Annotated in this window: 19 protein-coding genes and 1 riboswitch; of the genes, 16 read left to right on the top strand and 3 right to left on the bottom strand. The window is 62.1% G+C overall.

Going from position 1 to position 17,175, the window contains the following annotated elements; genetic code table 11:
• Positions 1-433 precede the first annotated feature (433 nt).
• On the top strand, positions 434-3,019 hold the full coding sequence (locus AC3CB8_RS24210; protein ID WP_352563798.1) for a hypothetical protein: 2,586 nt from the start codon (positions 434-436) through the stop codon (positions 3,017-3,019).
• Here AC3CB8_RS24210 and AC3CB8_RS24205 read toward each other — a convergent pair.
• On the bottom strand, positions 2,997-3,596 hold the full coding sequence (locus AC3CB8_RS24205) for a class I SAM-dependent methyltransferase (RefSeq protein ID WP_352563799.1): 600 nt from the start codon (positions 3,594-3,596) through the stop codon (positions 2,997-2,999). The two genes, AC3CB8_RS24210 and AC3CB8_RS24205, sit on opposite strands and share 23 nt — an antisense overlap.
• Positions 3,597-3,908: 312 nt before the next feature.
• On the opposite strand from AC3CB8_RS24205, the gene AC3CB8_RS24200 reads away from it, so the two are divergent.
• Genes AC3CB8_RS24200 through AC3CB8_RS24180 form a run of 5 tightly spaced genes read left to right on the top strand, consistent with a single transcriptional unit; the run spans position 3,909 to position 5,604 of the window.
• A complete protein-coding gene (locus tag AC3CB8_RS24200; protein WP_352563800.1) occupies positions 3,909-4,643 on the top strand; it encodes a glycoside hydrolase family 108 protein in 735 nt (244 codons plus the stop codon).
• 2 nt (positions 4,644-4,645) lie between these two features.
• Positions 4,646-4,846 carry a hypothetical protein gene (locus tag AC3CB8_RS24195; protein ID WP_023769503.1) on the top strand — a complete coding sequence of 67 codons (201 nt, stop codon included), beginning with the start codon at positions 4,646-4,648 and terminating at the stop codon, positions 4,844-4,846.
• The gene (locus AC3CB8_RS24190; RefSeq protein WP_023769504.1) at positions 4,843-5,082 is read left to right on the top strand and encodes a hypothetical protein; all 240 of its coding nucleotides are present in this window, start codon (positions 4,843-4,845) and stop codon (positions 5,080-5,082) included. Before AC3CB8_RS24195 ends, AC3CB8_RS24190 begins: the two co-directional genes overlap by 4 nt.
• On the top strand, positions 5,067-5,261 hold the full coding sequence (locus AC3CB8_RS24185; protein ID WP_352563801.1) for a hypothetical protein: 195 nt from the start codon (positions 5,067-5,069) through the stop codon (positions 5,259-5,261). Before AC3CB8_RS24190 ends, AC3CB8_RS24185 begins: the two co-directional genes overlap by 16 nt.
• A 25-nt stretch (positions 5,262-5,286) precedes the next feature.
• Entirely contained in the window at positions 5,287-5,604 is a 318-nt protein-coding gene (locus AC3CB8_RS24180) for a hypothetical protein (RefSeq protein WP_023769506.1), read from the top strand.
• 164 nt (positions 5,605-5,768) lie between these two features.
• Here the strand turns inward: AC3CB8_RS24180 and AC3CB8_RS24175 are convergent, their stop codons facing one another.
• Complete coding sequence (locus AC3CB8_RS24175) at positions 5,769-6,476, bottom strand: hypothetical protein (RefSeq protein ID WP_352726232.1); 708 nt, start codon at positions 6,474-6,476, stop codon at positions 5,769-5,771.
• Positions 6,477-6,675: 199 nt separating this feature from the next.
• Between AC3CB8_RS24175 and AC3CB8_RS24170 the strand changes: the two genes are divergently transcribed.
• The 3 genes from AC3CB8_RS24170 (at position 6,676) to AC3CB8_RS24160 (ending at position 10,304) form a co-directional block, all read left to right on the top strand.
• Positions 6,676-8,220: a glycosyltransferase family 39 protein gene (locus AC3CB8_RS24170; protein ID WP_352563802.1), complete on the top strand. Its 1,545-nt coding sequence runs from the start codon at positions 6,676-6,678 to the stop codon at positions 8,218-8,220.
• A gap of 171 nt (positions 8,221-8,391) precedes the next feature.
• Positions 8,392-8,910 carry a peptide-methionine (S)-S-oxide reductase MsrA gene (gene msrA, locus AC3CB8_RS24165; RefSeq protein ID WP_023769509.1) on the top strand — a complete coding sequence of 173 codons (519 nt, stop codon included), beginning with the start codon at positions 8,392-8,394 and terminating at the stop codon, positions 8,908-8,910.
• 341 nt (positions 8,911-9,251) lie between these two features.
• Positions 9,252-10,304: a formyltransferase family protein gene (locus AC3CB8_RS24160; protein ID WP_352563803.1), complete on the top strand. Its 1,053-nt coding sequence runs from the start codon at positions 9,252-9,254 to the stop codon at positions 10,302-10,304.
• 59 nt (positions 10,305-10,363) lie between these two features.
• Here AC3CB8_RS24160 and AC3CB8_RS24155 read toward each other — a convergent pair whose 3' ends face one another.
• Positions 10,364-10,672: a hypothetical protein gene (locus AC3CB8_RS24155; protein WP_023769511.1), complete on the bottom strand. Its 309-nt coding sequence runs from the start codon at positions 10,670-10,672 to the stop codon at positions 10,364-10,366.
• A 273-nt stretch (positions 10,673-10,945) separates the two neighbouring features.
• A riboswitch (TPP riboswitch) is annotated at positions 10,946-11,059 on the top strand.
• On the opposite strand from AC3CB8_RS24155, the gene AC3CB8_RS24150 reads away from it, so the two are divergent.
• From AC3CB8_RS24150 to AC3CB8_RS24120, 7 genes are all read left to right on the top strand, one after another.
• Complete coding sequence (locus AC3CB8_RS24150) at positions 11,050-11,658, top strand: YkoF family thiamine/hydroxymethylpyrimidine-binding protein (protein WP_352563804.1); 609 nt, start codon at positions 11,050-11,052, stop codon at positions 11,656-11,658. Its footprint overlaps the riboswitch before it by 10 nt.
• Before the next feature lie 69 nt (positions 11,659-11,727).
• Complete coding sequence (locus AC3CB8_RS24145) at positions 11,728-12,483, top strand: ABC transporter permease (RefSeq protein ID WP_435053091.1); 756 nt, start codon at positions 11,728-11,730, stop codon at positions 12,481-12,483.
• A complete protein-coding gene (locus AC3CB8_RS24140; protein ID WP_352726236.1) occupies positions 12,480-13,247 on the top strand; it encodes an ABC transporter ATP-binding protein in 768 nt (255 codons plus the stop codon). Before AC3CB8_RS24145 ends, AC3CB8_RS24140 begins: the two co-directional genes overlap by 4 nt.
• Positions 13,240-14,256: an ABC transporter substrate-binding protein gene (locus AC3CB8_RS24135; RefSeq protein ID WP_352550433.1), complete on the top strand. Its 1,017-nt coding sequence runs from the start codon at positions 13,240-13,242 to the stop codon at positions 14,254-14,256. Before AC3CB8_RS24140 ends, AC3CB8_RS24135 begins: the two co-directional genes overlap by 8 nt.
• Positions 14,257-14,512: 256 nt before the next feature.
• Entirely contained in the window at positions 14,513-15,151 is a 639-nt protein-coding gene (locus AC3CB8_RS24130) for a methyltransferase family protein (protein ID WP_084056069.1), read from the top strand.
• A gap of 775 nt (positions 15,152-15,926) precedes the next feature.
• Positions 15,927-16,091 carry a DUF3309 family protein gene (locus tag AC3CB8_RS24125; RefSeq protein ID WP_023769518.1) on the top strand — a complete coding sequence of 55 codons (165 nt, stop codon included), beginning with the start codon at positions 15,927-15,929 and terminating at the stop codon, positions 16,089-16,091.
• 357 nt (positions 16,092-16,448) lie between these two features.
• On the top strand, positions 16,449-17,174 hold the full coding sequence (locus tag AC3CB8_RS24120) for a GntR family transcriptional regulator (protein ID WP_023782799.1): 726 nt from the start codon (positions 16,449-16,451) through the stop codon (positions 17,172-17,174).
• Position 17,175: the final 1 nt, after the last annotated feature.

The raw sequence follows: 17,175 nt of genomic DNA, 5'->3' as shown, positions 1-17,175 counted from the left end.
GTTGCAGCCGTCCCGACGGGTCCCTTGCTGTTTTCTCTTTTGGTGACGCGTACTTCGATGATCATCGAACCGTTTGGACTTCAACTGAGAGGCACGGACCTTCGCATATGTCGGTTGGCGACCTTTTTGTAGGGAGGGCTGATTGCATCGCCCGCTCGTATCCACGTCCTGACCGGCGCATAATGCCGAGCTTTTCTTGCCCACAAATGCGAATTTCCGGGTTGAGCCGACAGTTTGCCGACCCGGCAAATTGCATTGGATGAATGCGCTCTGTTGGGCGCTGATCCTCGGATCGACAGCCGCCGCGGCATCGGCGGTAAGAAGCGCAAGTCCCGCCGGTATCGCTAGTAGCGCTTCGTTGCGCCGCCAAGCGCGGCTGCATCCCTATCATCTTCAAGTCCCGTCCGCCCGGAAATTCAATGGAGCAAGCCTCATGGCCCGACCCGCTACCGCCGCCGTTCGCCTGCTGACCGGCGAACGCGAACCCGTGCGCCTGGCGACCACTGCGAACCTCGAAACTGTCATCGTCGACGGCGTGGCGTGGATCGAGGGGCTCAAGGCCATGGATGGGGTCCAGACGGCGGTCGGCGACCGCGTTCTGGTCAAGGACCAGGACGACGCCAGGCTGAACGGCATCTACACCGCCTCGCAAGGTTTCTGGTATCGCGCAGCCGACGCCCGCACCAGCCGCACCATGCAGAAGGGCACGACGGTGCATGTACAGGAAGGCGCGGTGTCGGCCGGTTTCGTCTATGCCTTCCAGACGCTGGCGCCTGCCGTCGGGCGCGACGACATCACGCTTGCCTTCTTCAGCTCCGACGATCTTGTCGGCGACGCGACGGCGGCGGTGAGGGACGAGCTGGCCGGCGTCATCGCCGAGGCGGAGCGCGCCCGCGATCTCGCCCAGCAATATGCCGCCGACGCCGCCATGGTGTCGGGCGTCAACGTGCCGATCTACGTGTCGGTGGCCGCAGCTGCCGGCGCCACCATCGCCGCTGGCGTCAAAGCCATCCGCACGCAGTTCTACGCTCCGGTCTTCAACACGCCGGCAACCCTTGTCGGCGGCGCCAACTACGCCCGCATGTCGCTGGCGGCAATCACCGCCGGCGGATACCCGGCGCTGGCATATTTCCGCTCCACCGATCGCTTCATGCCGGATGGGACCGTGGATGCGGTGGGCGGCGGATATTGGGTGCTGAGGGAGAGTGTAGCCAGCGCGACGATGCTCGGTGCCTACGAAGGTCTCGTTGACAACGCGGCTGCGTTAAACGCGCTCGGCTCTTATTGCCGGATCACCAGTGCCGCTCTCGTCCTGCCCGCCGTCGCGACCTATTACGTGGTTGGTTCTTCAATCGACTGGCGTGATGTCAGCGAGATCAATGGCAAGGGGGCGCTGATAGGCGGCGCCTTTGATGGCTTTTCAGCGGTCCGTATCGGTGGGAGCGGGGCCAATATTTTGCGCCGTGCGAAGATTTGGCTGGAGGTCCAGAACACCTCGGATAAGTCAATTATCGCGAACACGCGTGGGGTTCATTTCGGTGGTATGGCAGAAAGCAAGCTTTGGCTGCATGTGCGCGGGTTTGACGAAGGTCTCTATTTCGACGGCGTAGCGAATAGCACCAATTGGGTCAGCAACGAGTTCAACATTCTGACACTCTACAATAATGGTTCGCATGTTCATTGCGATCTCGCTGGCTCGTCGTATTTTGTCAATTGCCAGTTTCGCGGCGGAACCTGGTACATCGGCACCAATCAGAAAGTGATCGGGCGGGGTACGGTCAAGCTGACCTTGGCAGGGACTGCCGCCATTGAGGAGGTGCTCATCGATGGTCCGCAGATGGGAATTGACGGCGCGTCCGCAGGGGTCGGCCATGCGATCTTCGTACTTGCTACCCTAGGGAGCACAAGCAATCTGACTACGGTATTTTTCAGGAATGCACGTATCGAAACCTACGGTGCATTCACTAACACCCCTGCTTTGATCAATGTGCCGTCAGCGACTGGCTTCGCCTCATTCAATATCGACCTTTTGTCGGCGTCAGGCATTGACGATGCAAACATCGTCTCACCTGATCTAAAACGCATCTTTGTCACACTCCGTGACATTTCCAATAGGCCCACTGGTGGCGCGAATCTCGTGCGGCGGTTTGAGGGAGCAAAGTTCTTTCCCATCCAGGCAGAGGGCCGCATAACGGTCCCCGGCGTAGTGCTATATGACAGTGCGACTGGCGGCTATGCTGCACCGTCACCCTTCTTGACGAATGGTGTTACAGCGCGCACGTCGCGTGCCAACGGCGACGGTCAGCTCTTGGTATCGAGTTCCGGCCAAGCAGTTGGCCATATTTATAAGAAGGCGAACACCACTCAGGCCGCTTTCCTTAGCTTCCTCAATGGCTCGCGCCCCGTCACGGTTGTATGCTTCGACGCCTCTGGCGGAGTGCTTTCTGGCACTACCCCATACTATGCCAAGGGTAGCAACGGTCAGTCGATCGTTCGGACGGGTGCGACGGTGTATGAGTTCTCGACCAACTGGCTCTGGATACATCCATCGGTCGCCTCTTTTTTCGTCGGGGCTTCTGGCTGGATAGGCGCGGCGATCATCGAAGGTATCGATTTCGAACAAGGTTTCGCTGCGCCAATGCTGCGCCAACGAGACTTTGAAACCGACGTTAGCCGGCTTTGCTACAGCGCCAATATGGAGAGCTATTTGCCTCTCGGTGCCACAATCGAGCGGAATGGTTTCTCGGGATATCGAAATACATTCCTGCTGAAAACTACGCTCAGTACTGCGTCGCAGTCGGGAGCGACCACCATCGACGTTGTGAACGCTACAGGAATCGCTAGCGGCGACCGGATCGGAATTGAGATTGATACGGTCATCATTGGCGCTGAGCGGCAGTGGCACAATACAACCGTGAACGGCGCACCAGTGGGCAATACTGTGACGCTAGCGGCTGTATTACCTGCACCGGCCGCCTCAGGCCGGGCTGTAAGACTCAACCGTTGGGTGACACGATGATCCGGTCGGTTTCGCCGTCAGGGATGATCACACGTGCTTTTTGATGACCTACCGTTTTTCGGGATTTCGATCTGCTGACTGGCTGCGCGTCGATGAAGGCGAAGTGGATGCGGTTCACGCCGACCTTCGGTAGCTGAAACAATGAATCGCCCTGCAGGAAGACGATCCGGTCGGCAAGCCCCTGCCAGGGCTGAAGCAGCTCGGCACGTGTCTTCCTGCCTTCGTGATCGTCAATGCAGTTCCAGTAGATGCGGCGTTGATGGGAGAGAACGTCGAGCGTGATCACATGGCCGGCGGCTCCGGCGTCGGCCATCGCCTTGGCCATGCGGATCGTTGAAAAACCTCGCGCCGTGCCGGTCTCGACGACGGTCGTGAACGGCTCGGGTTTGTCCGCCAATCGGCGGCGAGGCAAGCTGTAAAGCACGCGCCCGTGCGGATAGGCGAGCGCGCTCGTCTTGATGGTGATCTGGGTGTGCAGGGCCAGTTCGTCGAGCCAGTCGCGGTCAATGGCGCATCCGGTTTCCGCCTCCAGCCTGTCGATCTCCGGAAACCGCACCTGTCGCGCCGCTTCGAACAACTGCAGGTAGTCCGCCTTCGGCGCACGCGGTGCCGCACCCAACGGATCGATATTGTGCCGACGATCGATGGCGGCCGCCAGACTGTTGAAGACCAGGCGTTGCGCGGCGCCAATATAGTTTCTCATCCGAAACCCGTTCGTCCTGGAGTTGCATTTTTCTATCACGTGTCGGCCTGCGTGCAAGGCGGCATGCCAGACAACGCACAGTTACCGAGGGCTGGTCCGCTTGTCGTAGGGATTGGCATCCCGGGAGACGGCATGGCCGACTTCCTGCGTCGACCAAAACCATCACAACGCGAAGGAGAAACACCCATGGACCGCAATTTCGCGCGGGCGCTTGCGCTTGTTCTGAGATCCGAAGGTGGCTGGTCGGACAATCCGGCCGATCCGGGCGGCGCCACGATGAAGGGTGTCACGCTGGCGAACTTCCGCCGCTACGTGAAGGCCGACGCCAGCAAGGCCGATCTGCGCAAGATCGGGGATGACCAGGTGGCAACGGTTTTTCGCCGGTTCTATTGGGATGCCGTGCTGGGTGCCGAGTTGCCAGATGGCGTCGACTGCGCCGTGTTCGATTTCGCGGTGAACAGCGGACCGGGCAGGGCAGCGAAGTATCTGCAAGCGGTGGTGGGAGCTGCCCAGGACGGGCGCATCGGGCCGGCCACGCTCGCAGTGGCCAGGGCAAAACCGGCCGGCGTCGTGATCGACGGGCTCTGCGATGCGCGACTGGCGTTCCTGCAACGCTTGCCGACATGGGCGACATTCGGGCGCGGCTGGTCGGATCGGGTCAAGTTGGTGCGGGCGCAGGCATTGCTGATGTCGGCGCCGGCGGCTGTATCCGCGCGGCCTGCAAAACCGTCGCCGCAAGCAGCTCCGCCAAAGGCCGAAACGCCCGTCGGCACCGTGCTGGCGGCCGAGCCGGCGTCGCCAGCGCCTGACAATTCCGGAATGCCGATGGCCGCGAAGACTGGCGGTATCATCGCCGCCTGCGTGCTCGTCATCCTCGCCGTCTGGCACCATTTCGCCGTCGCCCTTGAAGGGATGTTCTGACAATGGCCACAGTTACCCAGCCGACCACCCGTCCAACCAACAAGCTGACGGCCGCCACGATCGCCGCCGCAGCCGCCTCCGTTGCGGGCGTCATCGTACGCAACTTCTGGCCATCCTGGTACGACGCCGAGACATGGGCATCGCTTCTGCCGATAGCGATCTTTGCCGTCGGCTATCTTGTCAAGGATGAGCCAAACCGATGAGCGCGCTAATGTCTTTCCTGCTCACCAATCCGACCATTCTGGGGGTTGGCGCCGCTATCCTTGCGGCATTCGGCTGGGGTGTTCGCCAGCGGCTGGCCGGCGAACGCGCGGAGCGCGCGCGACAGGCTGCCACCGAGGCCGAGGCGCGCGCGATTGCCGACCAGGTCCAGAACGATATCGGTGCGCTGCCGTCCGCCGCCGCCCGAAAGGAGCTCAAATCATGGGCAAGGGATTGATGCTCGCCTCGGTCGTGGCGGTGATATCAGGCTGCGCCACTGCCAAGGGCGGATTTTGCGCGGTGTCGAGCCCGCTGCGCCTGTCGGCGGCAGCAGTCGATGCGCTGTCGGATGGCGAGGTCAAGGCGTTGCTGGCGCACAACCGCAAGGGCGAAAGACTGTGCCGATGGAAACCATGATGATGGTCGCGAGGACGGTCAAATGATGCACGATCTCTTCGGCCTGCTCGGCATCAAGGGGCCGGTCGTCGCCGCCGGTCTCGCCGGCGGCGTCCTGCGGGCTTTGTCGCGTCATCGCTACAAGCTGCGAGAACTGGTCGCGTCGCCAATCTGCGGCGCGCTTGCCGCCGCCTATTTGACGCTGCCCGTGGTCCAGTATGCCCGCGCCACCGGGCTGCCGCTGGCCGGTGACGACACGACGACGCTGGCGGCTGCCTTCCTCATCGGCGTCTGCGCCATGTGGATCTCGGATATTCTGTTCGAGGTCATCGTGGGGAAGTTCGGGCCAGCCCCGGAGGACTGACGGCCGGCCTTGCCTTTCTTTGGGACCGGCACCTGAGGGCTCGATCGAACCAAAAGCCCGCCTTGGCTCACGCCGGGGCGGGCTTTTTTGCGTTTTCAGGCCGCTCATCGTTTCACGGAAACGGGGCCCTGCTCCTCTTCGGCGCAAGGTCGCAAAACCGTGGATCAGGCCAGGATGTTGACGGCGCGGGCCGCGACCAGCGCGATCGTGAGCAGCGAAATCATCGCCCCCGCCATCATCAAAAGCTTGGCGCGCTGGGAAAGCGGCAAGGTGTCGGTTGGTGAAAACGCCGTCGCATTGGTAAAGGCGAGGAAGAAATAATCAACGAAGCCAGGCAGCCAGTCGCGGATCTCGCGATCGTCCAGGGTCATTTGCGGAAACAGGAAATCGGCATGGGCGCGTTTGACCAGTCCGCAGGTCGGCGGCCCGCCGCGGTCGGTGCTCCAGAACCACAAGGCGAAGACGATGATGTTGGTGAGCCAGATATTGAGCGCATCGACCAGCAGTGTCTGGCCGCTGCTGCCGGCATGTCCCGCCAGCAATACGCGCACCAGCAGCACCAGCGAACCGCAGTTCATGACGCTGACTACGCCGGTCATTACCAGGGCCGTCCTGCGGATCATGACGCGAAAACGGCCGACGAGATACCAGTGCTCTTCCTCGACCGCTTTCTGGCTGGCGACCTGCGTCCAGGCGGTGGCCACGGACAGGGGCACGAGCAGGGCGGCCTCCAGCGCCGGCGCCAGCCAGCGAGGGCCGAACGAAAGATCGTTGATGACCAGAAGCTGCAGGCAGATGATGACAAGGACCGCCGCGCGCGCCAGCCAGAAGTCGAGCGCGCGGTGGTGGATGACGGCATGCTGGTGACGCATCGAATGTCCGGGATGCTGAAGTGGGATCGGGTGTGCGGCCCGTTCTGCCCGGGGGAGGGCAATAGAACTCCGAGATTCCCGCTCAATCTTGGTGTTGCAATGGCACGCAAGTATACTTTTTTGTAAGCTTTGACCTTGGGGCTATTCGGCAAACCGGGCGATGTGATTTAAGCGCGGCATGGCGGGAATTGACGACTCCATGGATCGTTGGGTGCCGGCAGCACTGCCTGCCGTGGGCCTGGACTCGTCCTTGGTCTGGTCCGCCCTGCTTCGGCACCCTTGGGGTTTGCTGTCACTTTTGTGCCTGGTGCAGATCCTGTGCTGGACCATGGTGCCAACACTCATCGATCCCGCACCGCCCGGCGATGTCGTGGAAGGCTTCATGTGGGGCCGCGAATGGGTGCTTTTGACCTACAAGCATCCGCAACTCCCCGGCTGGCTGCTCGAGACCAGCCATCTCCTGACCGGATCGTTCCGCTGGCCGCAATATTTGGTGGCCCAGCTGACGATCTCGGCCACTTTCATCCTGGTCTACCTGCTGGCTCGCGACACGCTCGGGCGCGACAAAGCGCTGGCCGCCGTGCTTTTGATGCCGTCGATCTATTTCTTCGGCTGGCCGACGCCGCAATTCAATCACGATTATGCGCAGATGCCGTTCTGGGCGGCGATCTGCTGGCTTTTGTGGCGCGCCGGCCGTGGCGGCGGGGCGGGATGGTGGCTGGCGCTTGGAGTGGTATCCGGCATCGGGCTCTACGCCAAGTTCTCCACCTGCTTGCTGCTTGCCTTCGGCGGCCTCTGGCTGCTGTGCGACCCACGCGCGCGCAGCCGGCTGGCGACACCCTGGCCATGGCTTGGCCTGGCTGTGTTTCTCGCCGTCGTCGCGCCGCTTGCCATCGCGCTCTACCGCATCGATTTCCTGCCTTTGACCTATTTCGCCGGCCGCGATGCATGGGTGAGCGAGCACCGGGCGCGGCTCTATTATATCGGCGTCCAGGTGGCCGGCCTTTCCGGCTTTCTCCTGGTGTTGGCGCTATCAGGGCTGTTGCGGCGCTCACCAGCCCCGCAAGTGCCGGTCGAGCGCCACACGCTCGTCTATCTCTGCTGGATGGGGCTTGGACCGGCGGTGCTGATCATGGTCGTCTCGTTGTTCACCGGCACCGGCGAAGCCTGGGGCGCACCGATGTACAATCTTGTCGGCGTCGTCGCGCTCGCCTTTCTCGGCCACCGGCTCGGTGCCGCCGAGATGAGAAGGCTGGCGATCTGCGCCTTCATCTGCATCGTGGCCATGTCGGGCGCCTATGGGGCGATCCGATGGACGGACTGCAATGTGCGCGGGCGCATGGACGCAGTCTGCTGGCCGGCGCGGCCGATCTCGGACGAGGCCGAGGCAATCTGGCACGCGGCGGCGCCGGGCCGGCTCGACATCGTCGGTGGCGACACCAATCTTGCCATGCTGGCTGGCCTCAACGCCTATGACAAGCCGTCGATCTTCACCGATCTCGATATGCGGTTCGCACCCTGGATCACAAGGCAGCGGTTGCGGGATCACGGCATGCTGATGGTCTGGTCGGGTCGTCACGTGCCGTCAAGGCTGCTGGCATGGGTGGACAAAATCCCGGTCAAGACCGTTCTTTTCAACTGGTCGCGCGAGGCACCGCCGGTGGCGATCAGTTTTGCCGTGGTTCCGGGCACGCGACATCTGCCGGCTGCCGCCAGCAGCCGGACCCGGCATCCGCGCAGCTAGGGCGAACGGCTTCGTGCTATCCTATTCCCTATAATACAACCGGACGGCCGCTCGTCTGACTGGACGAACCAGGCAACAGTGCCCATTTATGGCGCTATCCAAGTTTGTTGCCGCGCAATTCCCGACGGAGAGCCGCTACACTTCCGGAATTGCCTTTCAAGGAGACGTGACATGGCGACTTCGAGCGAACGTGCAGTGCTTGCCGGCGGTTGCTTCTGGGGCATGCAGGATTTGATCCGGCGCTTCCCGGGAGTCCTTGCCACGCGGGTCGGCTACAGCGGCGGCGACGTGCCGAACGCTACCTATCGCAATCATGGCACGCATGCCGAAGCCATCGAGATCACCTTCGACCCGGCGAAAATCAGCTTTCGTCAGCTTCTGGAATTCTTCTTCCAGATCCATGATCCGACGACGCGCAATCGCCAGGGCAACGATGTCGGCATGAGCTATCGCTCCGCAATCTACTACACCGATGAGGAGCAGAAGCGTGTGGCGGAGGACACTATCGCCGATGTCGACGCCTCCGGCCTGTGGCCCGGCAGGGTCGTCACCGAACTCGCGCCGGCCGGTGCGTTCTGGGAGGCCGAACCCGAGCACCAGGACTATCTTGAGAAATACCCCAACGGCTACACGTGCCATTTCGTCAGACCAGGCTGGAAGCTGCCGGTTCGTGAAAAGGCGGTTTCATAAGGTTCACCAGCCGTTTTGGCCGCAGGTGGGGTGTAAACGCTCGTCGATTGCCAGGATCATACGCATAAAGAGGCTGTTGGCCGCCGTCCGGCGGTTGACAGTTGGCTGCGTTGCTGGCCAACTGTGTAGGTTGATTGATCATTGGGGATTAGCATGAGGAAGATTTACGAAAAGCCGGTGTTGGTGAAGCGGGAAAGACTCTCAAGTGTTGCGGCGGGACCGCTTTCTTCCAAGGCAGCCTGACCGGCCTGGCTGGCTTTCGGGCCTGGCTGGCCGAGTTGTAACGGTGATCGAATTGCTGGCGCGGGGACGCTATGTCTTGCCCCGCTGGGCTTGAGAAGATGATTTCTTCCGAACCTGCGGCACTCGCCGGGCAACTCAATGCAATTTTCATCCTGGATGTTTCTGCTTATACCGGGCCGCTGCTTTCCGGATGGATCGAGGCGGGAAACCGTGTTGGTGCGATCATCGTGCCTGGTTTTCAAAGCCCGTCCAGAGGCTTCAGCATTGGCAATTTTCGGCGCAGGCTGAGGCGCCGGCTTTTGCTCAGACGCTATCTCGGCAACACGCCGGTAAAGCTGATCGAATTCCGCCGGCCTTACGACTGGAACGAGCTTGGCCGGCAACTGCCTGACATCGCCGCGGATGTGCTGATCTGCTTCGCTTTCCCGACCTTGATCCCACAGCAGTTGCTCGACCTCTTTCCCAGGGGCGGGCTTAATTTTCATCCGGCACTGCTGCCCAACTATCGGGGGCCGCATCCTCTCCATCGTCTTGTCGCGGATGGCCAGCATGCCGTCCATGGCGGCGTGACACTGCATAAGATGTCGGCCAATTTCGACGACGGCGACATCCTCGGACAAGTGCCGTTCACCGAAGCAGACTGGGCATCGCGGCGGGATTTGGAGGACAGCGTGGCGAGCGCGATGCGCCGGTTGGTGTGTGAGGTGGCGCCAGCCTATTGCAAGAATTCGGTGTCGGGGATGCGGCAGCCAGCCGGTGATTTCGTCTGGGCTCGACTTGGGCGGGCCCACATGGCGATTTCGTCTGACATGTCGATCGGGCACGTTGCCCGGATGTGGCACGTATTGGGCGCTAAACCCGGTATCTATCTGGATGTCGCCGACCGCCAGATCAGGCTGGCCTTCCAGGTCAGGCGACTGGGTCCGCCAACCGGAAAGGGTCCGGTAAGGCGATGGGGGACGGTGGAGTTCGATCTTGCCAATGGCCGGGTCCGGCACCTCACCTACGGGCGCCTGCTCAAACGGCTGATGAAAATATATGCCTCGTTCGCACGCCTGCGGGCCGGCAAACCGTACGCTGAATTAAGGGTCTTTGGCGGGGTGGGTAGTGAAGCGGCACCAGAGCCGGCGGCGGGTAGTCGCGGACACTGAATCCCAATAATGGGAACCGCGGAAACTGCTTCCGCGGTTCCCATTATCGCGATGGCAAACTACTTTCCGCAGTTGTTGTCGTTCACGGTCGGCGCGGTGGCGTTGCCGTTGGCGTCCGTCTGTGCACCCTGCGGGTTGGTGGGGCAATTCTTGTCCGCATTGGAATTCATGTCGCCCGGCGTGGTGGTCGTGCTGTTGGTCGAGCCCGGATCGATCGTACTGGGCGAAGCCGGGGTGCTTGGGTCCACAGTGACGGACTCGCCGCTGCCGCCGGACCCATCCGCGCCGGCTGCGCTATTGCTTTGCGCCATGGCGGATGTTGCAAGGGCAATGGTGAAGGCCGAAGCCGCGAGGATTTTCATGAACATGATTTGTCTCCATTTCTGTGAACTCGTCGCCGGGAGCGGTGCACGGTTTCGCGGAAATCATGAACCGCTCTATCGCTTGTTCTGACACAATCCCGAACGGAAAATTGATCCTGGAATCGCGTCCAGCGACTGGTGGGACAACCCCTCGAAATGGCGAAGGTTCCAGACAAATTTCCGCGCCGGCGATGTCCAATTGCCCTGGCGCTCGAGCAATGCTTTGGCGCGGCTTGCCAAGAAACAGCTTCCCCAACCGGCCGAATGATGCTCTAACGCGCCCATCCACAGGGGTGCTCCGTACGGTCGGGGCTGAGACGGGGGCGGCAAGCCCACAGACCCTAGAAGCTGATCTGGGTAATACCAGCGGAGCGAGGCGGGCGATGTTTTCAGGCGCACAGGTTTCCCTATATCCAATGGCCGACGATTTCGTCGGCGTCATTCTGGGCGCGCTCGGCGCGCTCGATCCGTTCCGCGACAAGCTCAGGATCGAGACCGACGACATCTCGACCTTGCTGGTCGGGGCCCCCGAGGTGTTATTCCCTGCGCTGCGCGACCTTTTCGTGGCCGCGTCTGGCAGCGGCAGGCATTGCGTGCTGTCGGCCACCATTTCGCGTGGCTGCCCAGGCGAGCCGGACGATCCGATCTGCCGCTCCGACACGTTCGGCGGACCTGCCGGGCCACTCGGCCCGCGCAAGCAAGCCGCCATCACCGCGGTGCGCGGCGCGCCGGCCACTGGCCAGCGGGCGGCGGCGCAGTTCTCGCTCTATGTGATGGGTACTGACGACCACATGGACGAAATCTATGGCTGCATAGATTTCCTGAAGCAGTCCGGCGTCTACGATCGCTCCAAGAATTTCTGCACCAAGCTGCGCGGCGATGCCGGCGCGATCTTCTCGGCCCTCGATGAAGCCTTCTGCCGCTTCGGGCCCGGCGCCGGCCATGTAACCCTCGATGTCACGGTCTCGGCCAACAGTCCCACTGCCGTCTGAACGCTCGTGGTCTCATCGTCATTCAACCCGCGTAACGTCGCGGGCTTCTTCGCCAAAACAGCGCCGGCCGTGATATCGATCAGTTTGGTGCTAGTGGCCTGGGAACTGTACGCAAACATTTCCGGCATCAAGCCGACGGTTCTGCCGGCGCCCTCGCGCGTCTTCGAACAGGCGATGCTCAATCGTGAAGCATTGGTCGACAACGCCGTTCCCACGGTCCGCGCCACGCTGATCGGTTTTGCCTGTTCGCTCAGCGCCGCCTTCGCGCTGTCGATGCTGGTCGACTTCTTCCAGCCTTTGCGGCGCGCGCTGTTTCCCATCTTCATAGTCAGCCAGACCTTGCCGCTGGTCGCCATCGCGCCATTGGTGGTGCTGTGGTTCGGCTTCGGGCTGACGCCCAAGATCGTGCTGGTGGCGCTGGTCACCTTCTTCCCGATGCTGGTCGCGCTGGTACAAGGCTACGAGGCTACCGAGGTGGAGATCGGTCAGATGCTGCGTGCCATGGGAGCAGGGCGTTGGCGTGTTTTCATGCTGGCACGATTGCCTTCGGCGCTGCCTTATTTCTTCGCTGGCCTCAGGATCTCCATTACCTATGCCGTCGTCGGCGCCATCTTCGCCGAATATGCGGGCGCGGCCAAAGGGCTGGGCATCTACATGCTCAACGCCAAGAACAATTTCCGTCCCGACCTGGTGCTAGCCGCCGTCTGCGTCAGCGCAGCGCTCACCCTTATCCTGTTCGGGCTGACGATGCTGCTGCAGCGTCTTGCCGTGCCCTGGGAAGGAGCCGTTGGCAGGCAAGGCGCTGGAAAAGGTCCAGAAGCATGAGCCGGCTCGAACTGCGGCATGTTCGCAAGGTGTTTGGCGAGCTCGATGTGCTCGCCGACATTTCGCTTCGTGTCGATGCCGGCGAATTCGTCTCGATCCTTGGACCTTCGGGAGCCGGCAAGTCGACGCTGTTTCAGCTTCTGACCGGCGCCGAGCATGGCGAGGGTGAGATGTTCTTCAACGGCGTGCCGCTCGACGATCATGGCAGGCATTTTGCCTTCATGCCGCAGCGCGACGCGCTGATGCCGTGGCGGCGCATTCTCGACAACACCACGCTCGGGCTCGAGGTGCAAGGCGTCAGCCGCAAGGCGGCACGGAGGCGTGTGGCTCCGCTGTTTGCGGAGTTCGGGCTTGCCGGCTTCGAGTGGCACTTTCCAGCGCAGCTCTCGGGCGGCATGCGCCAGCGCACGGCGCTTTTACGCACCGTAGTGCAGGAACGCGATATGTTGCTGCTCGACGAGCCGTTCGGCGCGCTCGACGCCCTGACCCGCGCGGCCATGCAGCGCTGGCTCGAACAGATGTGGCGGCACCACCACTGGACGGCGTTGCTGATCACCCATGACGTGCGCGAAGCCCTGTTCCTGTCCGACCGCATCTATGTGCTGTCCGCGCGGCCTGCCCGGGTCGTGCGCGAGATCAAGGTGCCGCTGCCGCGCCCGCGCGATCCCGCCAGCGCGGCCACGCGGCAGGCCGAGGCACTCGAGGTCGAGATTCTCGACATTTTGCTCAACCCCCAGCCATCCAAAGGACATGACCATGACTGACTTGACGCGCAGGCAAGCCCTGCTGCTCACCCTTGCCGGCAGCGTACCGCTGATCACCGGATCGAGCCGCTCCTTCGCGGCAACGCGGACGGTCACAGTCGCCCTCGACTGGACGGTCAACACCAACCACATCGGCCTGTTCGTCGCCCGCGATAAGGGATTTTATCGGGAAGCCGGCCTCGAGGTCGACATCCTGCCCTACAGCAATACCGGTGCCGGCGCGCTTGTCGCCAACCATGTCGCCGATTTCGGGATCAACGGCACCATCAGCCTGTTCACCCAGAAGACCGCGGGGGCCGATTTAAAGGGCGTCTATGCCGTCGTGCAGTCCGAGACAGGCCGGCTGGTGTTCAATGCCGTGCGCAGCGAGATCAAAAGCCCGAAAGATCTAGATGGCCTGACCTATGGCGGTTTCGGCAGCGCCTGGGAGACGGCGCTGATCTCGACCATCATCCGTCACGACGGGGGCAAGGGCGATTTTGAGACGGTGACGCTGGGCACTTCCGCCTACGAGGCGCTGGCCAACGGTTCGGTCGACTTCACGCTCGAAGTGTCGACCTGGGAGGGCGTCGAAGCCGAACTCAGGGGCGTCAAGCAGCGCAGTTTCGTCTATGCCGACCATGGCGTCCCCGACGAGCACACGACGCTTATCTCTTCGAGCGAAGCGTATCTCCAGGCGAACCCCGAACTGGCGTCGTCCTTCATCAAGGCAACGCGGCGCGGCTACCAATTCGCCGTCGATCATCCAGGGGAGGCCGCCACGCTGCTGATAGCCGCCAACAAGGATGCCCTGACCAATCCGGCCTTGATCCACGCCTCGCTGAAGGCACTGATCGAGGGCTATTATCTGCGCGGGCAAAGCGGTGCCATCGGGACGTTGGACACTGCCAAGATGGAAGCGATCGGCAACTACCTCTTCGCCGCCGGCATTCTGCGCGACGCCGACGGTAAGGTTCTGCCCCAGATCTCGGATTTCACTGGGTATTTCAGCAACACATTTCTGGGGTAGCTGGCCAATCCCTAAGGAGAGGATCGACTCGGGCGGAACCCCTTCCTGGCGATCCTCGAAGCGGAGACAATCCGCACGGCCGTGCTTTGCGTCTCGCATGCCTTTCGGCGGCGCAGTTGCCGTTCTGATGCCGATAGATCTTGTCGGTTAACCACCCAGCAATGGTTGCGTGCAAAGGTCCCCCCGAGGGATCATTGGGGTTCTTGCCTTGCTTACACCAAAAAGCGAAACGCTTCAGCGCGCCAACCAGGGCGGGATGATGTCCGAAGCGCGCAAGCGCGAGATCCTGGCCGACTTGCGGGAAGGCTTCTTTCGCATTTGTGCGCTCGCATGCGCGGGGCTGTTTGTGTACCGGGGCGTGTACCACTTCGTGCAGGACCCCACCCGGCTCAATATCGCTTTGGTGGCGGTTTCCGAGACGCTCAGCTTCACCTGGCTGCTGCTGTCGCGGCGGCCGGTGACGCGTGACTGGAGCCCGCTTGCGGTAGTCGCTTCGGTGACCGCCAGTTTTGGTGTCGCCTTCATCACCATGGAACGAGGCATCCCCATCATCCCCATCTATGTCGCCGCGCCGCTTCAATTCATGGCGCTTTGGTTCGTCATCTGGGGAAAGCTGTCGCTGGGTCGTTCCTTTGCCATCCTGCCCGCCAATCGCGGCGTGATGACCGGCGGTGCCTATCGCCTGGTGCGGCATCCGATCTATGCCGGTTACCTTACCGGCCATATCCTCTACCTGCTGTCGGCCTTTTCCTTCTACAATCTCGCCGTCTATGCGGTTGTCACCTATCTGCAGGTGTACCGCATTCTGCGCGAGGAGGCCTTGCTTGCCGCGGAGCCGGAGTACCGCTCTTATATGGAGCGCGTGCGCTATAGACTGTTTTACGGGATATTCTGAAGGCCAGACTGTCACGCGAGAGTGGCCAGTCCTGTTTGATCCAGGGTTAGCCAACAAGGATCCTTAGCGTCCAGTGGTCCGGAACTGCTCCGCAGGTGAGGTGCTGTATTTTGGCTGTCAGGTAGCAAGCAGCCTGGCAGCAAATCATCGGCCGTCCAGCAGCTAGGCTCGGCGCGTCGGTCGGCGGCAGCAATGGCGCCAACGCAGGAGCCGGCGCCAATATCGGTGGTTCGGGCGGCATCAACGCCGGGCTCGGTGCCAATGTTGGCGGAACCGGTGGCATCAATGCGGGGCTTGCCGGCAGTGTTGGCGGTGCCGGCGGCATTGGTGTCGGGGTGGGCATTGGCAACGGAACCAATCCCAGCAATCCGTCGAACGCGAGCAACCCATCCAATCCCAATCACCCCAACGTCCCGGGTATCGTGGCCCAGATGTCAAGCTCGCAGGTGACGCGCATGAAGAAGCGCTGCGTCGATGTCCTCAGCAGCGAAGCGACCTATGACCGCGACTTGCGGCAACTCTGCCTGCTGATCGCACGCCGCTGAGGCTGAGGGAGTTGCGGACCCAGCCGTAGGCCTGGCCGCACTCTCCTGGCCTCCGGCCGGTGGGGAAGCCCGTCGTCCAGGCGGGCTTTCTGCGTTGCGGGCTGTGTGTTCCGGAGCCGCGATAGTCCAGCGGAACGCCAGCCGCTCTAAAACGTTCATACCTTGCAACATCCGAAATGGCGCGATGTTGAACCAGCGCGAAAGCGCGCATTTCAGGAGCAGGGAAGGCCATGGGTCTCGGAACGATACTTATCATTATTCTAATCCTCGCGCTGCTCGGCGGCTTCAGCGGTCTCGGCGGTGGCCCGTTCTACGGAACCGGTTATTATGGCGGTGGCGGTCTCGGACTTGTGTTGATCATCGTCATCATCCTTGTCGTCCTGGGACGCATCTAGCCGGCTCCTCTTGTGTCGCCGGCGTCGCGGTCCCGTGAGCGAACCCGCGGCGGCGTGCACTGGAATGTGAGGGAAGCAGGCCGGCTTGTGATCATGCGCCCCGCAGGACGGCCGTATAGTTTCACGGTCCACACCCCCCCGTGGAAACAAGAGGAGAGGGTCCCACCCCTTCATCCTCCTGCAAGGCCCGCCCCGGTTCCCGGAGCGGGCTTTCGTTCTTCTGCAAAGAGATTGCCTCGAAGTGCTCCGCCGGTGCCGGCGGCTTGCAGCGAAGCACCCGTCACCATTGGTCGTTGACAGAGCTCACGCACAAATATATTGAACAGGATTATACAGGTTCACTGAACAGGTACGCATATGAAGCGGCGCGCGGTTCAATTGTCTCCCGGCACGGGAAAGCCCGAGCAGATCGCGACCGTTCTGGAGCGTGAGATTCGTTCCGGCGTTCTTGGTTTCGGTGACAGGCTGCAAAGCGAAAACGAGCTCGTCCAGCGCTTCTCCGTCAGCCGCAACACCATCCGCAAAGGTCTCGAGGAACTCTCCAGCCGCGGCCTGATCACCACCAAGGTCGGCATCGGCTCTTTCGTCACCTTTGACGGCATGCCGGTCGATGATGCCGTCGGCTGGTCGCGGGCGCTGGCCAATGCGGGTGCCAATGCAGAGACCCGGACGTTGCGGCTGGAGGTCATAGAGGACGCCGAACTGGCGATCTTGCTGGATGTTGAAAGCCCGTTCTTCATCGCCGTCGACCGGGTGCGCACCAATGCCAGCGACGGTCATGCGATCTCGGTCGAACGCAGCCGCCTGCCGCTGTCACCCGAACTGGAGGACGTGCCACTGCGCGGCCTGCGCGAGGGTTCGCTGCACCAGACGCTACGCGGGGCGGGGCTGATACCAGACCATGGCGAGGAGTGGGTCGACATCGAGATGCTGAACGCAGATGACGCTGCCATCCTCGGCTGCCCGCAGGGCACGCCCTTCCTGCGCGGGCGTCGGCTGACGCGCGCGGCCGACGAGCGGCCGATCGAATATGTCACCAGTCTCCTCAATCCCGCGCATTTCGCGCTGCATATGAGGTTCTGAG

This window comes from Mesorhizobium sp. P160927 (assembly GCF_057766385.1).
This window is presented reverse-complemented; position numbering and strand designations above follow the sequence as displayed.

Coding starts and splice junctions, on each gene's coding strand:
- AC3CB8_RS24210 (WP_352563798.1), top strand. CDS start 434: ATGGCCCGACCCGCTACCGCCGCCGTTCGCCTGCTGACCGGCGAACGC.
- AC3CB8_RS24200 (WP_352563800.1), top strand. CDS start 3,909: ATGGACCGCAATTTCGCGCGGGCGCTTGCGCTTGTTCTGAGATCCGAA.
- AC3CB8_RS24195 (WP_023769503.1), top strand. CDS start 4,646: ATGGCCACAGTTACCCAGCCGACCACCCGTCCAACCAACAAGCTGACG.
- AC3CB8_RS24190 (WP_023769504.1), top strand. CDS start 4,843: ATGAGCGCGCTAATGTCTTTCCTGCTCACCAATCCGACCATTCTGGGG.
- AC3CB8_RS24185 (WP_352563801.1), top strand. CDS start 5,067: ATGGGCAAGGGATTGATGCTCGCCTCGGTCGTGGCGGTGATATCAGGC.
- AC3CB8_RS24180 (WP_023769506.1), top strand. CDS start 5,287: ATGCACGATCTCTTCGGCCTGCTCGGCATCAAGGGGCCGGTCGTCGCC.
- AC3CB8_RS24175 (WP_352726232.1), bottom strand. CDS start 6,476: ATGCGTCACCAGCATGCCGTCATCCACCACCGCGCGCTCGACTTCTGG.
- AC3CB8_RS24170 (WP_352563802.1), top strand. CDS start 6,676: ATGGATCGTTGGGTGCCGGCAGCACTGCCTGCCGTGGGCCTGGACTCG.
- msrA (WP_023769509.1), top strand. CDS start 8,392: ATGGCGACTTCGAGCGAACGTGCAGTGCTTGCCGGCGGTTGCTTCTGG.
- AC3CB8_RS24160 (WP_352563803.1), top strand. CDS start 9,252: ATGATTTCTTCCGAACCTGCGGCACTCGCCGGGCAACTCAATGCAATT.
- AC3CB8_RS24155 (WP_023769511.1), bottom strand. CDS start 10,672: ATGTTCATGAAAATCCTCGCGGCTTCGGCCTTCACCATTGCCCTTGCA.
- AC3CB8_RS24150 (WP_352563804.1), top strand. CDS start 11,050: ATGTTTTCAGGCGCACAGGTTTCCCTATATCCAATGGCCGACGATTTC.
- AC3CB8_RS24140 (WP_352726236.1), top strand. CDS start 12,480: ATGAGCCGGCTCGAACTGCGGCATGTTCGCAAGGTGTTTGGCGAGCTC.
- AC3CB8_RS24135 (WP_352550433.1), top strand. CDS start 13,240: ATGACTGACTTGACGCGCAGGCAAGCCCTGCTGCTCACCCTTGCCGGC.
- AC3CB8_RS24130 (WP_084056069.1), top strand. CDS start 14,513: ATGATGTCCGAAGCGCGCAAGCGCGAGATCCTGGCCGACTTGCGGGAA.
- AC3CB8_RS24125 (WP_023769518.1), top strand. CDS start 15,927: ATGGGTCTCGGAACGATACTTATCATTATTCTAATCCTCGCGCTGCTC.
- AC3CB8_RS24120 (WP_023782799.1), top strand. CDS start 16,449: ATGAAGCGGCGCGCGGTTCAATTGTCTCCCGGCACGGGAAAGCCCGAG.